The following is a 13799-nucleotide window of genomic DNA, read 5'->3' on the forward strand; positions in this document are numbered from 1 at the left end:
CGCGCGTGCGCGGTCAGCGCTTCGAGTACTGAGGCGCCTTGCGAGCCTTCTTCAGACCCGCCTTCTTGCGCTCCGTCACACGTGCGTCACGCGTGAGGAAGCCGGCCTTCTTCAGGGCCGGACGGTTCGACTCCTCGTCGATCGCGTTGAGCGCGCGCGCGATCCCGAGACGGAGGGCACCGGCCTGGCCGGAGACGCCGCCGCCGTCGATGCGCGCGACGACGTCGAACCGCTCCTCGAGCTCGAGCAGCGTGAACGGCGAGTTCACGAGCTGCTGGTGGAGCTTGTTCGGGAAGTAGTCCTCGAGCGGCCGCCCGTTGATCGTCCACGCGCCGCTGCCCGGCACGAGCCGGACGCGCGCGATGGCCTCCTTGCGACGGCCGATGGCCTGGCCCGGCGCGGTGATGCTCTCGCCGCGGCTGGCGGCGGTCGCTGCCGGCGTCTCGGAGGTGTAGCTGCTGGGGGCGTTCTCGTCCAGCTCGTCGATGGTGGTCTCAGCCACGGTTCTCCTCGTGATTCTTCTGGCGGACGGCCGCGCGACTACTGCGCGATCTGCGTGATCTCGAAGGTCTGCGGCTTCTGCGCGCCGTGCGGGTGCTCGGCACCCGCGTAGACCTTGAGCTTGCGCATCTGCGCACGGCCGAGGCTGTTCTTGGGCACCATGCCGCGGATCGCCTTCTCGACGGCCCGCTCCGGCCGCTTCTCGAGCAGCTCCGCGTAGGACGTCGCCTTGAGGCCCCCGGGGTAGCCCGAGTGGCGGTAGGCGAGCTTCTGCTGCTCCTTGTTGCCCGTGAGCGCCACCTTGTCGGCGTTCACGACGATGACGAAGTCACCGGTGTCCACGTGCGGGGCGAACGTCGCCTTGTGCTTGCCGCGGAGCAGCTTCGCGACCTGCGACGCGAGACGGCCGAGCACGACGTCGGTCGCGTCGATGACGTACCAGGTCCGCTCGGTGTCGGACGGCTTCGGGGTGAACGTACGCACGGTCGTAGCCTTCGTTTCTCTTGCATGCTGGCGGCGCTGCGGCACCAGGCGCTTGTCACGCCAGGCGCCCGACGACACCGAGGTCGGTTCGAGCCTTGCGAGTGCGTCCCCCGCGCGCTGGCCCAGGCGAGTGGGAGACACCCGAGGAGGCGCGGCGTCTCGGCGCGCCGGAGCGACGCCGCCGAGGTCATGGACGCACAACGACGTCCCAGGGTACTCCGGCGCCGGCGGTGCGGTCAAAACGTCCCCGGCGGCGCAGGGTCGCGCGGCGACGACGGCGACCCCACGAGCTCTCATCGGGCCCAGCATCTCACCTGGCACGGCCGGGTCTGCGGTGCGAACCTGGGCTCATGAGCGAGACACCGGGCACCTCCACCGACCCCGCGCTCGGGACGGAGGGCGACGACGACCAGCTGACCCGCGAGGACGCGCTGCTCGACTCCCCCGTCGACGACGTGCTCGACGAGGGCTATTCACCGCCCGAGCGGGACCGCTCGAACCGCTGGGGCGAGACGGCGTACGAGGAGTCGGTGGGGGAACCGCTCGAGCGCCGGCTCGGGGAGGAGGAGCCCGAGGTGTGGGAGGCCGACTACAGCACCCGCCGCGGCCGCGAGTCCGACCGGTCCGGTCGGATCGAGGACACCTCCGACGGCTGGCGCCGGCAGGACGCGTTCGCGCGCGACGCCGGGATCTCGGGCGGCGCAGCGAGCGCCGAGGAAGCGGCGATGCACACGCTCGACGACGACGCCGAGGTGGACGAGCTCGGCGAGGACGAGGAGGACGGCGCCGGCGCCGAGGAGTCCCGCGAGCGCTGAGCGCTCTCCGTCCGGGCTCAGCCCCCGGGTGCCACGTCGTCCCGTGGAGCGCCGACCAGCTCGGCGCTGTCCGCCCACAGCGCGTCGCACAGCGCGTCGTCGCGCGCCAGCTCCGACGGCTGGACCCAGGCGAGGCCTCGCGCCGTCATCCGGCCGTAGTACTCGCCGGGCGGCGGGGCGTCGCCGAGGACGACCTGCGCCAGGCCCGCGCCGGCCGCTGCCGGCGTGGACATCGTCGGCACCAGGCGGCCGAGCCGCCCACCGAACATGGCCCACGGCGGCCGGAGGACGGGCGAGGTCGCCTGGAAGAGCGCCGTGCCCGGCGTCGGACCGGGGTCGTAGCCGATCGCGACGACGTCGCGACCGTCCGACGCCGACCGTGCCATGAGTGCGCGCACGGTCATGATGTTGCACAGCTTCGACGCCGTGTAGGCGTGCTGGCCCGCGTCGCCGGCCCGACGGTGCCGGCCCGGGTCGCGCTCCGGATGCGCGAGAAGGCTCGCGTCGGCGTGCCGCGGCCGCACGATCCGGACCTTCACCGCGGGGTCGTGCGTGCCGCTCGTCGTGAGCACGACCCGCGCGCCGTCGGCCAGCTGCCGGCGCAGCAGCCGGAGCAGCAGGAAGTGGGCGAGGTGGTTGACGGCGAACGTGGTCTCGAACCCGTCCGGGGTGCGGCCGTCGGCGTCCGCGCAGAGCACCCCGGCGTTGAGCACCAGGGCGTCGATCGGAACCTCGTCGAGCGTGCGTCGGACGTTCTCGGCGAACGACCGGACGTCGTCGAGCCGCGTCAGGTCGAGCCGCAACGTCTCGGTTCCTGGCGGACCGGTCCGGCGCGCACCGACGATCACCCTCGACCCGGGTGCGGCCGCCATCGCCGAGGCGGCCACGAGGCCGATCCCCGACGTTCCGCCGGTCATCACGACTGTGACCATGCCCTCTCCCGTGGGACGAGACCCGGTGCGCCGAGCACGAGCGTATCCCGGCGACCTCGAGGCCCCGCGGGCCGTCAGCCGGCGGGCTGGTCCGGCAGCGTCCGCACGGCGCGCGCCGTCCGCGCCCGCTCCGCGAGCTCCTCGTCCGGCGGGTAGCCGATCTCCTCGAGCACGAGCCCGTGCGCGGGCGCGACCTGCACCGCGCTGTCACGGCGCGCGGCGTCGAGGACCGCACGTGGCCACCCGACCTCTCGCCGCGACTCGCCGACCGCGAGGCACGCACCGACGAGCGCGCGCACCATCGAGTGGCAGAACGCGTCGGCCCGCACGTGCGCCACGAGCAGCCCGGCGTCGTCGCGGACCCACGTGAGCTCCTGGAGGGTGCGGATCGTCGTCGCGCCCTCGCGAGGGCGGCAGAACGCGGCGAAGTCGTGCTCACCGAGCAGCCGCCGGGCCGCGGCGTCCATCGCGACGACGTCCAGCGGGCGACGGTGCCACACGGTCCAGCCGCGCCGCAGCGGGTCGTGCAGGGCGCCGTCGTCGGCCACGCGGTAGGCGTACCGGCGCCAGATCGCGGAGAACCGGGCGTCGAATCCCGGCGGGGCCGGCGCGACGTGGCCGACGACGACGTCGGGCGGCAGGACGCCAGCGAGCCGGGTCCGCAGTGCCGCGCCGGGGTCGCGTTCGCTCCGCCCGGGGGCCGCCAGGTACGCCTCGCGCGGCAGGTCGACGTGGGCCACCTGCCCGCGGGCGTGGACGCCGGCGTCGGTCCGCCCCGCCACGGTCAGCCGCGGGGGCTCCGGGAGGCGCAGGACTCGGCCCAGAGCCTCCTCCAGGTCGCCCTGCACCGTGCGCAGGCCGGGCTGCCGCGCCCACCCCGCGAACGCCGCACCGTCGTACGCGAGGTCGAGCCGGACCCGCAGCACGTGCGTCACGACACCCGAGGGTAGCGGCCGACGGCGGTACCCTCGGTGCACCATGGAGCCGATCTCGACGCTGGCGGTCGACTGCGGCGGCGGCGGGATCAAGGCCTCGGTCCTCGACGTCGCCGGCACGATGCATGCCCAGCCCGTGCGCACCGCGACGCCGTATCCCCTGCCCCCCGACCGGCTCGTGGAGACCATCGTCGAGCTGGCCGGCCGGCTGCCCGACGCCCAACGGGTGACCGTGGGCATGCCGGGGATGATCCGCCACGGCGTCGTCGTCGCGACACCGCACTACGTCACGCGGGCCGGGCCCCGCACGAAGGTGCTGCCCGAGCTCGTCGACGCCTGGAGCGGCTTCGACATGGCGAGCGCCGTCTCCCGGGAGCTCGGCATCCCGGCGCTGGTGCTCAACGACGCCGAGGTCCACGGGGCGGGCGTCGTGGCGGGGGCGGGCCTCGAGCTCGTGCTCACGTTCGGCACCGGGCTCGGCAACGCCCTGTTCGACGGCGGCGCGCTCGCTCCTCACCTGGAGCTGAGCCAGGGGCCGGTGCGCTGGGGCCTGACGTACGACGGGTACGTGGGCGAGCACGAGCGCATCCGCCTGGGCGACGCGATGTGGTCGCGGCGGATCCGGCGCGTCGTCGAGGCGCTCCGGCCGATCTTCGTGTGGGACCGGGTGTATCTCGGCGGCGGCAACTCGCGTCGGATCACGCCGCAGACGCTCGACAAGCTCGGGGACGACGTCGTCGTCGTCCCGAACAGCGCCGGGATCATCGGGGGCGTACGGGCCTGGACGCTGCGGACCCCCTGACGCTCACCGGTCGCGGTCGAGGATCCCCAGCAGGGCGCGGTCGTACGCCAGCGGCCGGTGCAGGCTCACGAGGTGCGTCGCGCGTGGCACGACGACGACGTCGCCCCGCCGTGCCGCGCGCTCGAAGGCGCTTTGCTCCGTGCGGAAGTGGTCCCAGCCGCCGAGCAGGAACGTGACCGGCACGTCGATCCGGGCGAGGTCGTCCAGCGGCCGCACCGCGAGCAGTGCGCGGAGCGTCGCGAGCTGAGCCTCGACCGCCACCCCTCCCGCGGCGACGTCCTCGGCGGCGCGCCGTCCGACGAGACCCCGCGCGGCGGCATCGCTCAGCCGCGTCGCGCCGTCGGCCGGGAGCCGGCCGATGACGTCCGACAGGCCGAGGTACGCGCGGTGACCCCACCCCCCTGGGAGCGCCGTGCAGGACGACACGACGAGCCGCGTCGCGGGGTGCGTCGTCCTGGCCGCCCAGTCCAGCGCCAGGTACCCGCCGAGCGACAGGCCGACGACGACGGCGTCCTCCGCCATGCCCGAGCGCGCGCTCTCGATCGACTCGCGCGCGGCGTCGAGCGTGAACGTCTCGCCGCGTCGGGCACCGTGCCCCGGCAGGTCCAGTGCCTCGGCACGGAACCCCAGAGCCCTCAAGACCTCCAGCTGGTGACGCCACATCGTCGACGACGTCCGGATCCCGTGCACCAGGAGCACGTCCGGCCGCCGCTGCCCGTCCGCGGACGCACGCGGGGCCCGGACCGAACCGGTCCGGGCCCCGCGTGCTGCCTGCTGCACTACTTCTCGGTGTCGCTCGACTTCTCGGCGTCGGCCTCGGCGTCGTCCGCCGGGGTCTCGTCCGCCGCGGCCTCGACCTCGTCGGCCGAGTCGTCCTGCGCGGGCGCCTCGTCCTCGACGGACTCGTCGGCGTCGGTCGCCTCGTCGGCGACCGGCTCCTGCGGCGCGTCGGCCTTCTTCGCGGCGCGCTTCGTGGCGGCCGTGGCCTCCGCGACGGTGGCCTGCTTCGGGCTGAGCGGCTCGAGCACGAGCTCGATCACGGCCATGGGGGCGTTGTCGCCCTTGCGGGGGCCGACCTTCGTGATCCGGGTGTAGCCACCCGGACGCTCGGCCATCGCCGGCGCGATCTCGGTGAAGAGCGTGTGCACCACGCCCTTGTCCTTGACGACCGTCAGCACGCGACGACGGGACGCGAGGTCACCGCGCTTCGCGAACGTGATGAGCCGCTCCGCGAGCGGACGCAGACGCTTGGCCTTCGCCTCCGTCGTCGTGATGCGCTCGTGCTCGAAGAGAGCCGTGGCCAGGTTGGCCAGCATCAGCCGCTCGTGCGCCGGTCCACCACCGAGACGGGGGCCCTTGGTGGGCGTAGGCATGGAGTCTCCTTCTCGTTCGTTCGCCGTGGTCCGGCGTCAGTTGTACTGCTCGTCGGCGTAGTCGGCGTCGAGGTCGCCGTCGTACGCGTCGGTGACGAGCGAGGGGTCGAAGTCGGCCGGGCTGTCCTTGAGGGACAGGCCGAGCGCCGCGAGCTTCTCCTTGACCTCGGTGATCGACTTCGCACCGAAGTTCCGGATGTCGAGGAGGTCCGCCTCGCTGCGAGCGACGAGCTCGCCCACCTGGTGGATGCCCTCGCGCTTGAGGCAGTTGTACGAGCGGATCGTGAGGTCGAGATCCTCGATCGGCAGCGCCAGGTCGGCAGCGAGCGCGGCGTCCGTCGGCGACGGGCCGATCTCGATGCCCTCGGCCGCGGTGTTCAGCTCGCGGGCGAGGCCGAACAGCTCGACGAGCGTCTTGCCCGCCGAGGCGACGGCGTCACGCGGCGAGATGGCCGGCTTGGACTCGACGTCGACGATGAGCTTGTCGAAGTCGGTGCGCTGCTCGACACGGGTCGCCTCGACCTTGTACGTCACCTTGAGCACCGGCGAGTAGATCGAGTCGACGGGGATCCGGCCGATCTCGGTGTCGTACGCCTTGTTCTGCTGCGCCGAGACGTAACCGCGCCCACGCTCGACGGTCAGCTCGACCTCGAGCTTGCCCTTGCCGTTGACCGTCGCGATGTGCAGGTCGGGGTTGTGCACCTCGACGCCGGCCGGCGGCGTGATGTCCGCGGCCGTCACGACGCCGGGGCCCTGCTTGCGCAGGTACATGACCACCGGCTCGTCGTTCTCGCTGGAGACGACGATGTTCTTGATGTTGAGGATGATCTCGGTGACATCCTCCTTGACCCCCGGCACGGTGGTGAACTCGTGGAGCACACCGTCGATCCGGATGCTCGTCACCGCTGCGCCCGGGATGGACGACAGCAGGGTGCGGCGCAGGGAGTTGCCGAGGGTGTAGCCGAAACCGGGCTCGAGCGGCTCGATGACGAAACGCGAGCGGTTGTCGGCGACGACCTCTTCGGTCAGGGTGGGGCGCTGTGCGATGAGCACGAGGTGTTCCTTTCAGCGACATCCGCTATATGACGTCGCGGTGAGCCCCGCCGTCCCTCGGTCCGGCCGGCGGGGGTGATGCATCGCCCTCGCGAGGCGAGGGCGCGACTCTCAGACCCGGCGGCGCTTCGGCGGCCGGACCCCGTTGTGCGCCTGGGGCGTCACGTCGGAGATCGAGCCGACCTCGAGGCCGGTGGCCTGCAGCGAACGGATCGCCGTCTCGCGGCCCGAACCCGGGCCCTTGACGAACACGTCCACCTTCTTCATGCCGTGCTCCTGCGCACGGCGGGCGGCGGCCTCGGCGGCGAGCTGCGCCGCGAACGGCGTCGACTTGCGCGAGCCCTTGAAGCCGACCTGACCGGACGACGCCCACGCGATCACGGCACCCGACGGGTCGGTGATGGAGACGATCGTGTTGTTGAAGGTCGACTTGATGTAGGCGTGGCCGTGGGAGACGTTCTTCTTCTCCTTGCGGCGCGTCTTGCGCGCGCCGCCGGCGGTGCGGGACTTGGGAGGCATTCTCTTCGTTCCTTGTGTCGTGGAGGTCGTCGGACCGCGCACCCGGCCGGGCAGGCCGGGGAAGCGGCTACTTGCGGCCGGCCTTCTTCTTGCCGGCCACCGTGCGCTTCGGCCCCTTGCGGGTACGCGCGTTCGTCTTCGTGCGCTGGCCGCGCACCGGCAGGCCGCGGCGGTGCCGCAGACCCTCGTAGCTGCCGATCTCGACCTTGCGCCGGATGTCGGCCGCGACCTCGCGACGGAGGTCACCCTCGATCTTGTAGTTGCCCTCGAGGTGGTCGCGCAGGGCGACGATCTCGGCGTCGCCGAGGTCCTTCACACGCAGGTCCGGGCTGATGCCGGTCGCCTTGAGCGTGTCGGCGGCGCGGGTCCGTCCGACGCCGTAGATGTAGGTGAGCGCCACCTCGAGCCGCTTGTCGCGGGGGAGGTCGACGCCGACGAGTCGTGCCACTCGGGGCCTCCATACAACATCCGGAGGTCTGCCGCTCCACCGTCCCGCTGCTGCGGGCCCCGGCCTCCGGACCGGGGGTTGCGCCGCGCCTGTGGCGCGGAGCGCTGGTGGACCGCTGGTGACGACCCTGGCGGGCCGTCGGGTGGTTCAGCGTGCGTGAGGGCTCAGCCCTGACGCTGCTTGTGACGCAGGTTCTCGCAGATCACCATGACACGACCGTGCCGACGGATCACCTTGCACTTGTCACAGATCGGCTTGACGCTGGGCTTGACCTTCATGACCGTTCCTTGCCGCCGCGCGCTGGGTGCAGCGGCTTCATCCGAGGCGAGATTCTGACTTACTTGTAGCGGTAGACGATGCGGCCGCGCGTGAGGTCGTACGGCGTCAGCTCCACGACCACCCGGTCCTCGGGGAGGATGCGGATGTAGTTCTGGCGCATCTTGCCCGAGATGTGTGCGAGCACCTTGTGACCGTTGCTCAGCTCGACGCGGAACATCGCGTTCGGCAGAGCCTCGATCACGCTGCCCTCGATCTCGATGACACCGTCCTTCTTGCCCATGTCCTCCGCTAACTCCTGATGATCTGGACCGGGTCCGCGACGCGCACCACGCAGGCCGACTCCCGGGTCGAAGACCGGGGGGTGGACGAGCGAGGGCACACGGGTGGCAGGCCCAGCGGTTCATCATACGCGATCGGTCGGGCGAACCCAAACTGCCCCTGGTTCGACGGCGTCGGGCGCCCCGCGGAGCCCGCAGGTCCGGTTGCGTCGGCGCTCCGGCGGTACCCGGGGCACACCCCGGGGGCCTGCCCCCGCATCGGGGGAACGGGGGCAGGCCGTCCGTGGCTCGGCCGAAGCCGATGCATCAGCCGGCGCTGATGCTACGAAGCCGTCCACGCGGGGTCGCGGATCGGCTTCGCCGGACCCGATCGGCGATTCGGGGGAACGCCGACGGGTCGATCTGGTCCCGGCCTGTGGCCGGTGTCCCGGGGCTCACGGTGCCCCGGCCCCGGTCCGCCCGCTGAGCGCGGCCACGAACCACGTGGCGTGCTCCTCACGGCAGACGAGCAGGTGTGCGAGCTCGGCGCTCGCGGTGTTGAACGTGAGCTCGGAGCCGTCCCAGTGGCTGACGTGCAGCCCCACCGCAGCGGCGAGCGCGATCCCGGCCGCGGCCGAGCACTCGGAGACCGGGTCGGCCGAGACGTACGCGTCGACCTCGCCCCGCAGCACGGCGCCGATCCGGTAGCCGACGGATCCCATGGGCGCGAGCTCGACGTTCTGCCGCACGCGAGGCGGGAGCGCCGGCGGCCGCGTGCGCGAGACGGCCACGCGCAACGGCCCGGGGGCGCGGTCCGGCACCTCGAGCGGCGCCGACGTCCCGAAGACCTCGCCCAGTCCGGGCAGGGCGAGCGCACCCGCGCGGAGCTCGCCGTGCTCCCACAGGGCGACGTCGACGGCGAAGTCGGGCCGACCCTCGACGAACTCGGCCGACCCGTCGAGCGGGTCGACGATCCACAGCCGGTCGGCCGCGAGCCGCGCCGGGTAGTCGATGACCCCGGGCACGAGCAGCGCGTCGGACGGCCGCTTGCGACGCAGCGACGCCGTCAGGTACTCCTGCGCCTGGAGATCGGCGCTGCCGCGCAGCTCGGTGCTGCCCAGCAGATCCGTGCCGGCGTCCCGCTGGATCTCCAGCAGCAGCATCCCCGCCCGCCTGGCGAGCAGCTCCGCGAGCTGCCCGTCGGCGCTCGCCGTCCGGGGGATCGTCTCACCCATGTCAGTACGCACCGCGACCTCCGATCACCGCTCCGACCGTGGAGGCGAGAATACGCAGGTCGGTCCAGGTGGTCGCCCTGTCGACGTACTGGAGATCGAGCCGCACGGACTGCTCCCAGGCGAGATCGCTCCGCCCGCTGACCTGCCAGAGTCCGGTGAGGCCCGGCCGCGCGTGCATCCGGCGCGAGGTCGTGGCGTCATAGCGGGCAACCTCGGACGGCAGCGGCGGCCGCGGCCCGACGAGGGACATGTCGCCGCGGACCACGTTCACGAGCTGGGGCAGCTCGTCGATGGAGAAGCGCCGCAGGACGCGCCCCACGCGCGTGAGCCGTGGGTCGCGCCGCATCTTGAACAGCGGGCCGTCGGCCTCGCTGCTGGTCTCGAGCTCGCTCCGCCGGGCCTCGGCGTCCGCCACCATCGTGCGCAGCTTGAGCATCGTGAAGGTGCGGCCGCGCTCTCCGACGCGCTGCTGGCGGAAGATGACCGCACCCCGTGAGGTCAGGCGCACCGCCAGCGCGGCCGGGACGAGCACGACCGACGCCGCGGCGAGCAGGACGACCCCGACGACCCGGTCGAACCACACCTTCGACCGTCGCCGCGCGGGCCGGGCGCCGAGGTCGACCTCGAGCGCCGGCAGGGTGGCGACCCGTCCGAGGCGCAGTCGCGGTGCCGCCAGATCGGCGAGCTCGGGGACGAGGACGAGCTGGGCGGCGGTGCGCTCGAGCTCCCAGGACATCCGCCGCAGCTCGGTCTCGCCGACGTCGCCGGCGACCACCACGACGTCGACCCCGCGTTCGACGACGAGCTCCGGCACGTCGGTGAGCGGGCGGGACGGGGTCCAGAGGGTCGCGACGACCACAGCGCCGTCGGCCCGGGCGGCGTCGAACGCCGAGACGACCCGCGCGACCGCGGCGCCGTCGCTCCCGACGACGAGGACCCGGCGCAGCAGTGCGCCCTCGCGGCGTAGCCGACGCACGACCGCCCGCTGCGTGGACCGCGCCGCGAGGACAGTCGCGACGACGAGGGGCAGTGCGACGAGCAGCAGGACAGGCGGGACGTCGGTCCCGGCGTAGTCGACGACGAGTCCGAGGGCGGCCACCGCCGCGCCCGCCTTGACCGGGGCGAGCAGCTCGCGCCGTCCCGTGGCCAGCGACTCGCGCGAGTAGCCACCGCAGGCGGCGACGGCGACGACGAACAGCGCGGCGGCGACGGCTCCGGCGAGGACCGTGCGGTCGCTCCCCCACCCGGCGACGGCGACCGAGCCCACGAGCGCGAAGGCGATGAGGGCATCACCCCCGGCGGCGATCCGACGGTAGACGCCCTGGGCCTGCGGCCACGTCACCGGGGCAGCCACGCCGGCGACGCGCACGCCCGACGCACCGAGGCGGTCGGCCAGCAGGGACATCCGCGCTCCTCCCGTGCGTCGTTCGTCGGCCCGGTCGGCCGGCAGGGAAGAAGTCCATCAGGTCCGGGCCGCGACGAGCAGACCCTGGCGGGGTGAAGGTGCGGGGCGCCAAAGGTGAAAAGGTCGCGACGCTCAAGGTGAGCCCCCCGGACCGCTCGTGGGTGAGCGGGTCGGCGCGCTCAGACCGACGCGTCGGACGGGTCGAGGAGACCGGCGTCCCGGGCGCGCTGCAGCGTCTCCTCGCGGCTGTGGGTGCCGAGCTTGCGGTAGATCCCGCGGAGCTGCGTCTTCACCGTGTTGGGCGAGACGAACAGCCTCGTCGCGATCTCCGGGACGGACGACGTCGACGCGAGCTCGCCGAGGATCGTCCGCTCCCGCTCGGTCAGGACGACGGCGCTCACCGCCGGGGGCATGACGTCGCCGAACGCCTCGAACGCCGGCTCGCCGAGAAGTTCCCCGAGGTCGGGAAGCTCCGTCGCCAGCGTGGCGAGCTGAGCCCTCGGCACGAACTGGAACGGACGGCGCTGCCCGGTGCCGTGCGCGACCTGGAGTGCCTGCCGCGCGTAGCTCAGCGCCGAGGCGCGGCGGTCCCGGTCGAGGTCGAGCACCGCCATGAGGACCAGGAGCTCGAGCCGGGAGCGCTGAGTGATCGTGGGTCGCTGGAGCGCGTCGACGGCGATCGTCCGCGCCTTGACGCCGTCGCCGTCCTGCCACGCCAGCCGTGCCTTCGCGACGGCGAGGATCGGCGAGTCGGTCGCCGACGCCAGGATCCGGCGGAAGCGGGCGCGTTCGCCCTGGGCCACGAGCACCTCGCCGAGCGTCGAGACGAGGAGCGCCTCGGCGATCCCGCCCCGCGGCGCGCGGGCGAGGCCCTCCTCGCACGCGTCCGCGCACGCCAGCATCGCGCCGGGATCGCCGCCGCTCGCGATGATCTGACCGCGGACGAACGCGACGAGCGCCCAGAGCTCGTCCGGCGACGACCGCTCCGGCAGGTTGTCCGCCAGGAGGGCGGCCTCGTCGGCCAGCATGTCGACGCCGGCGAGCGCCTCCGCGATCACGACTGCGGCGCGTGTCACAGGTTCCTCGACGTCCTCGTCGAGCTCCACGCGGCCGAGCCACTCGTGCGTGAGGAGCGGGACGCCGTTGATCGCGTGCGTGAGCGCGAGGCCGACGGCGCTCGTCCGCCGCACGAGCGCGTCCCCCATGCGCTGCGCCCAGGCGAACGCCTCCGAGAACGCGTACCGGGACCCGATGACGTCGCCGGCGGCGAGGCGTGTGCTCCCCCACTGGAAGAGCAGCGTCGGCACCTCGTGGTCGACGTCGCCGGGCGCCGCCCCGCTGACGTCGGCGGCGCGGCCCCACTGCTGGGCGACCTCCTGCGCGATGTCGACGTAGCCGGTCGCGGACAGCGCGATGACCGTGCTCACCCGGGTGCGCACGGCGTCGCTCTCCGTGCGCGGCGCGACTCCGGCGAGCTCCGCGCGGTGGGTGGAGGCGAGGTCCGTGGGATGGGTCAGCGGCAGGATGAACTCGTGTGCGACCCGGAGCTTCGGGTTCGACGCCACCAGATCCACCGGCATCCCCCGGATCGCGTGGCTCAGGGCGTCGGGGTGCTGGGCGACCAGCTGCACCCAGTGCCGGTCGACCGCGCTGACCGCCTGGTCCCAGTCCCGGGCCCGGACGGCGTGCACGAGGGCGCCGCGCGCGTCGTCCCGGTCGGCGAACCACCGGGTCGCGATCCCGAGGAGCGCCTGGCGCAGCTCGGGGTCGGACTCCGCGAGCAACCGGTCGATCGCGAACCGCACCGCGCGCGGATACGTGTAGACCGGGACGCCGTCGATCACCTGCACGCCGAGCAGGTGCGCCTCCACCATGCGGCTGAGCAGGAACGTCACGTCGCGGTCGGGGTACAGCTCCTGGGCGAGCTCCCGGGTGAACTCGTCGGCGACGGACGTGCGTGCCATGAAGGAGCGCACCGACTCGTCGACGACGCCGGCGAGGACCTCCCGGACGAACAGGTCGACGAGACGCCAGTCGACGTACGTGAACGACTCCCCGACGACGTCGCGCTGCTCGATGCCGTGCAGCAGCGCACGCACGAGGGCCGGCCACCCCCCGACCTCCCCCGCGACCCGGTCGATCTGTGCGCGCGTGAGGTCCAGCCCGATGCCCGCGGCGAGCTCGCCGATCGCGTCGGCGTCGAGCGCGAGGTCGCTGGACAGCACGAGCACCGCGTCGAGCGCGATCACGCCCAGCCGCTCGAGGTCACGGTGCCGGTGCCCGGCGACGGCGAGGTGGATGAGGTCGGACTGCTGGACGAGGTCGACGAGGTCGCCGTCGAGGCTCTCCGGCACCGACGGGAAGTTGTCCATGACCAGCACGAGGCGCCGGGTGAGCGACCGGACGGCGTCGTGCACGGAACGACGAGCGGACGTCGCGCCCACGCCCTCGGCGAGGCCGGCGGATCGGAGCCCGGCGAGCAGCAGCTCCCAGAACTCCGCCTCGGTGACCGCGTGGCGGTCGAGCGTCAGCCAGACGACGTCGTGGTCGGTGTGCTTGGTCGTGCGCAGCCACCAGGACAGCAGGCTCGTCTTCCCGAACCCGCGTGGTGCGCGCACGATGACGAGCGGCGCGAGACGTTCGAGGCGGGCGAGCACGCGAGGCCGCGGCACGTAGCTCTCGGCCACCCGGGGCAGCCGGGGACCAGGGTGCGTACGCCGCACGCGCAGCCCCTCATCCACCATCGTGACCACCGTTCGAGC

At 73.1% G+C, this 13799-nt stretch carries 16 protein-coding genes; 2 read left to right on the plus strand and 14 right to left on the minus strand.

Annotated elements, in window-relative coordinates:
- Window positions 1-13: 13 nt before the first annotated feature.
- On the minus strand, window positions 14-502 hold the full coding sequence (gene rpsI, locus BCAV_RS15640; protein WP_015883589.1) for a 30S ribosomal protein S9: 489 nt from the start codon (window positions 500-502) through the stop codon (window positions 14-16).
- A gap of 38 nt (window positions 503-540) precedes the next feature.
- Entirely contained in the window at window positions 541-984 is a 444-nt protein-coding gene (rplM, locus tag BCAV_RS15645; RefSeq protein WP_015883590.1) for a 50S ribosomal protein L13, read from the minus strand.
- Between the two features lie 350 nt (window positions 985-1334).
- On the opposite strand from rplM, the gene BCAV_RS15650 reads away from it, so the two are divergent.
- Complete coding sequence (locus BCAV_RS15650; RefSeq protein ID WP_015883591.1) at window positions 1335-1799, plus strand: DUF5709 domain-containing protein; 465 nt, start codon at window positions 1335-1337, stop codon at window positions 1797-1799.
- Window positions 1800-1816: 17 nt separating this feature from the next.
- On the opposite strand, the gene BCAV_RS15655 is transcribed toward BCAV_RS15650, so the two are convergent.
- Both BCAV_RS15655 and truA read right to left on the minus strand, forming a co-directional pair.
- Window positions 1817-2731, minus strand: coding sequence for an SDR family NAD(P)-dependent oxidoreductase (locus BCAV_RS15655; RefSeq protein ID WP_015883592.1), 915 nt, complete (start codon window positions 2729-2731; stop codon window positions 1817-1819).
- A gap of 74 nt (window positions 2732-2805) precedes the next feature.
- Window positions 2806-3711 carry a tRNA pseudouridine(38-40) synthase TruA gene (truA, locus tag BCAV_RS15660; protein ID WP_050761896.1) on the minus strand — a complete coding sequence of 302 codons (906 nt, stop codon included), beginning with the start codon at window positions 3709-3711 and terminating at the stop codon, window positions 2806-2808.
- On the opposite strand from truA, the gene BCAV_RS15665 reads away from it, so the two are divergent.
- Window positions 3710-4468, plus strand: a complete 759-nt coding sequence (locus BCAV_RS15665) for an ROK family protein (protein WP_015883594.1) — start codon at window positions 3710-3712, stop codon at window positions 4466-4468. The two genes, truA and BCAV_RS15665, sit on opposite strands and share 2 nt — an antisense overlap.
- A gap of 3 nt (window positions 4469-4471) precedes the next feature.
- Here the strand turns inward: BCAV_RS15665 and BCAV_RS15670 are convergent, their stop codons facing one another.
- The 10 genes from BCAV_RS15670 to BCAV_RS15710 form a co-directional block, all read right to left on the minus strand.
- Entirely contained in the window at window positions 4472-5248 is a 777-nt protein-coding gene (locus BCAV_RS15670) for an alpha/beta fold hydrolase (protein WP_015883595.1), read from the minus strand.
- A complete protein-coding gene (gene rplQ / locus BCAV_RS15675; RefSeq protein ID WP_015883596.1) occupies window positions 5248-5841 on the minus strand; it encodes a 50S ribosomal protein L17 in 594 nt (197 codons plus the stop codon). The genes BCAV_RS15670 and rplQ overlap by 1 nt, the downstream gene beginning before the upstream one ends.
- A 36-nt stretch (window positions 5842-5877) precedes the next feature.
- Entirely contained in the window at window positions 5878-6894 is a 1017-nt protein-coding gene (locus tag BCAV_RS15680; protein WP_015883597.1) for a DNA-directed RNA polymerase subunit alpha, read from the minus strand.
- Window positions 6895-7005: 111 nt separating this feature from the next.
- Window positions 7006-7413, minus strand: coding sequence for a 30S ribosomal protein S11 (rpsK, locus tag BCAV_RS15685; protein ID WP_015883598.1), 408 nt, complete (start codon window positions 7411-7413; stop codon window positions 7006-7008).
- 67 nt (window positions 7414-7480) lie between these two features.
- Window positions 7481-7861, minus strand: coding sequence for a 30S ribosomal protein S13 (gene rpsM / locus BCAV_RS15690; protein WP_015883599.1), 381 nt, complete (start codon window positions 7859-7861; stop codon window positions 7481-7483).
- A gap of 164 nt (window positions 7862-8025) precedes the next feature.
- Window positions 8026-8139 carry a 50S ribosomal protein L36 gene (gene rpmJ, locus BCAV_RS22300; RefSeq protein ID WP_015883600.1) on the minus strand — a complete coding sequence of 38 codons (114 nt, stop codon included), beginning with the start codon at window positions 8137-8139 and terminating at the stop codon, window positions 8026-8028.
- A gap of 59 nt (window positions 8140-8198) precedes the next feature.
- Entirely contained in the window at window positions 8199-8420 is a 222-nt protein-coding gene (gene infA, locus BCAV_RS15695) for a translation initiation factor IF-1 (protein WP_015883601.1), read from the minus strand.
- 432 nt (window positions 8421-8852) lie between these two features.
- Entirely contained in the window at window positions 8853-9632 is a 780-nt protein-coding gene (locus tag BCAV_RS15700; protein WP_043347358.1) for an inositol monophosphatase family protein, read from the minus strand.
- 1 nt (window position 9633) lies between these two features.
- Entirely contained in the window at window positions 9634-11037 is a 1404-nt protein-coding gene (locus BCAV_RS15705) for an exopolysaccharide biosynthesis polyprenyl glycosylphosphotransferase (protein ID WP_015883603.1), read from the minus strand.
- Window positions 11038-11216: 179 nt separating this feature from the next.
- On the minus strand, window positions 11217-13781 hold the full coding sequence (locus BCAV_RS15710; protein ID WP_015883604.1) for a LuxR C-terminal-related transcriptional regulator: 2565 nt from the start codon (window positions 13779-13781) through the stop codon (window positions 11217-11219).
- Between the last annotated feature and the right edge of the window lie 18 nt (window positions 13782-13799).

The sequence above is a fragment of the Beutenbergia cavernae DSM 12333 genome (genome assembly GCF_000023105.1).
Lineage (GTDB): Bacteria > Actinomycetota > Actinomycetes > Actinomycetales > Beutenbergiaceae > Beutenbergia > Beutenbergia cavernae.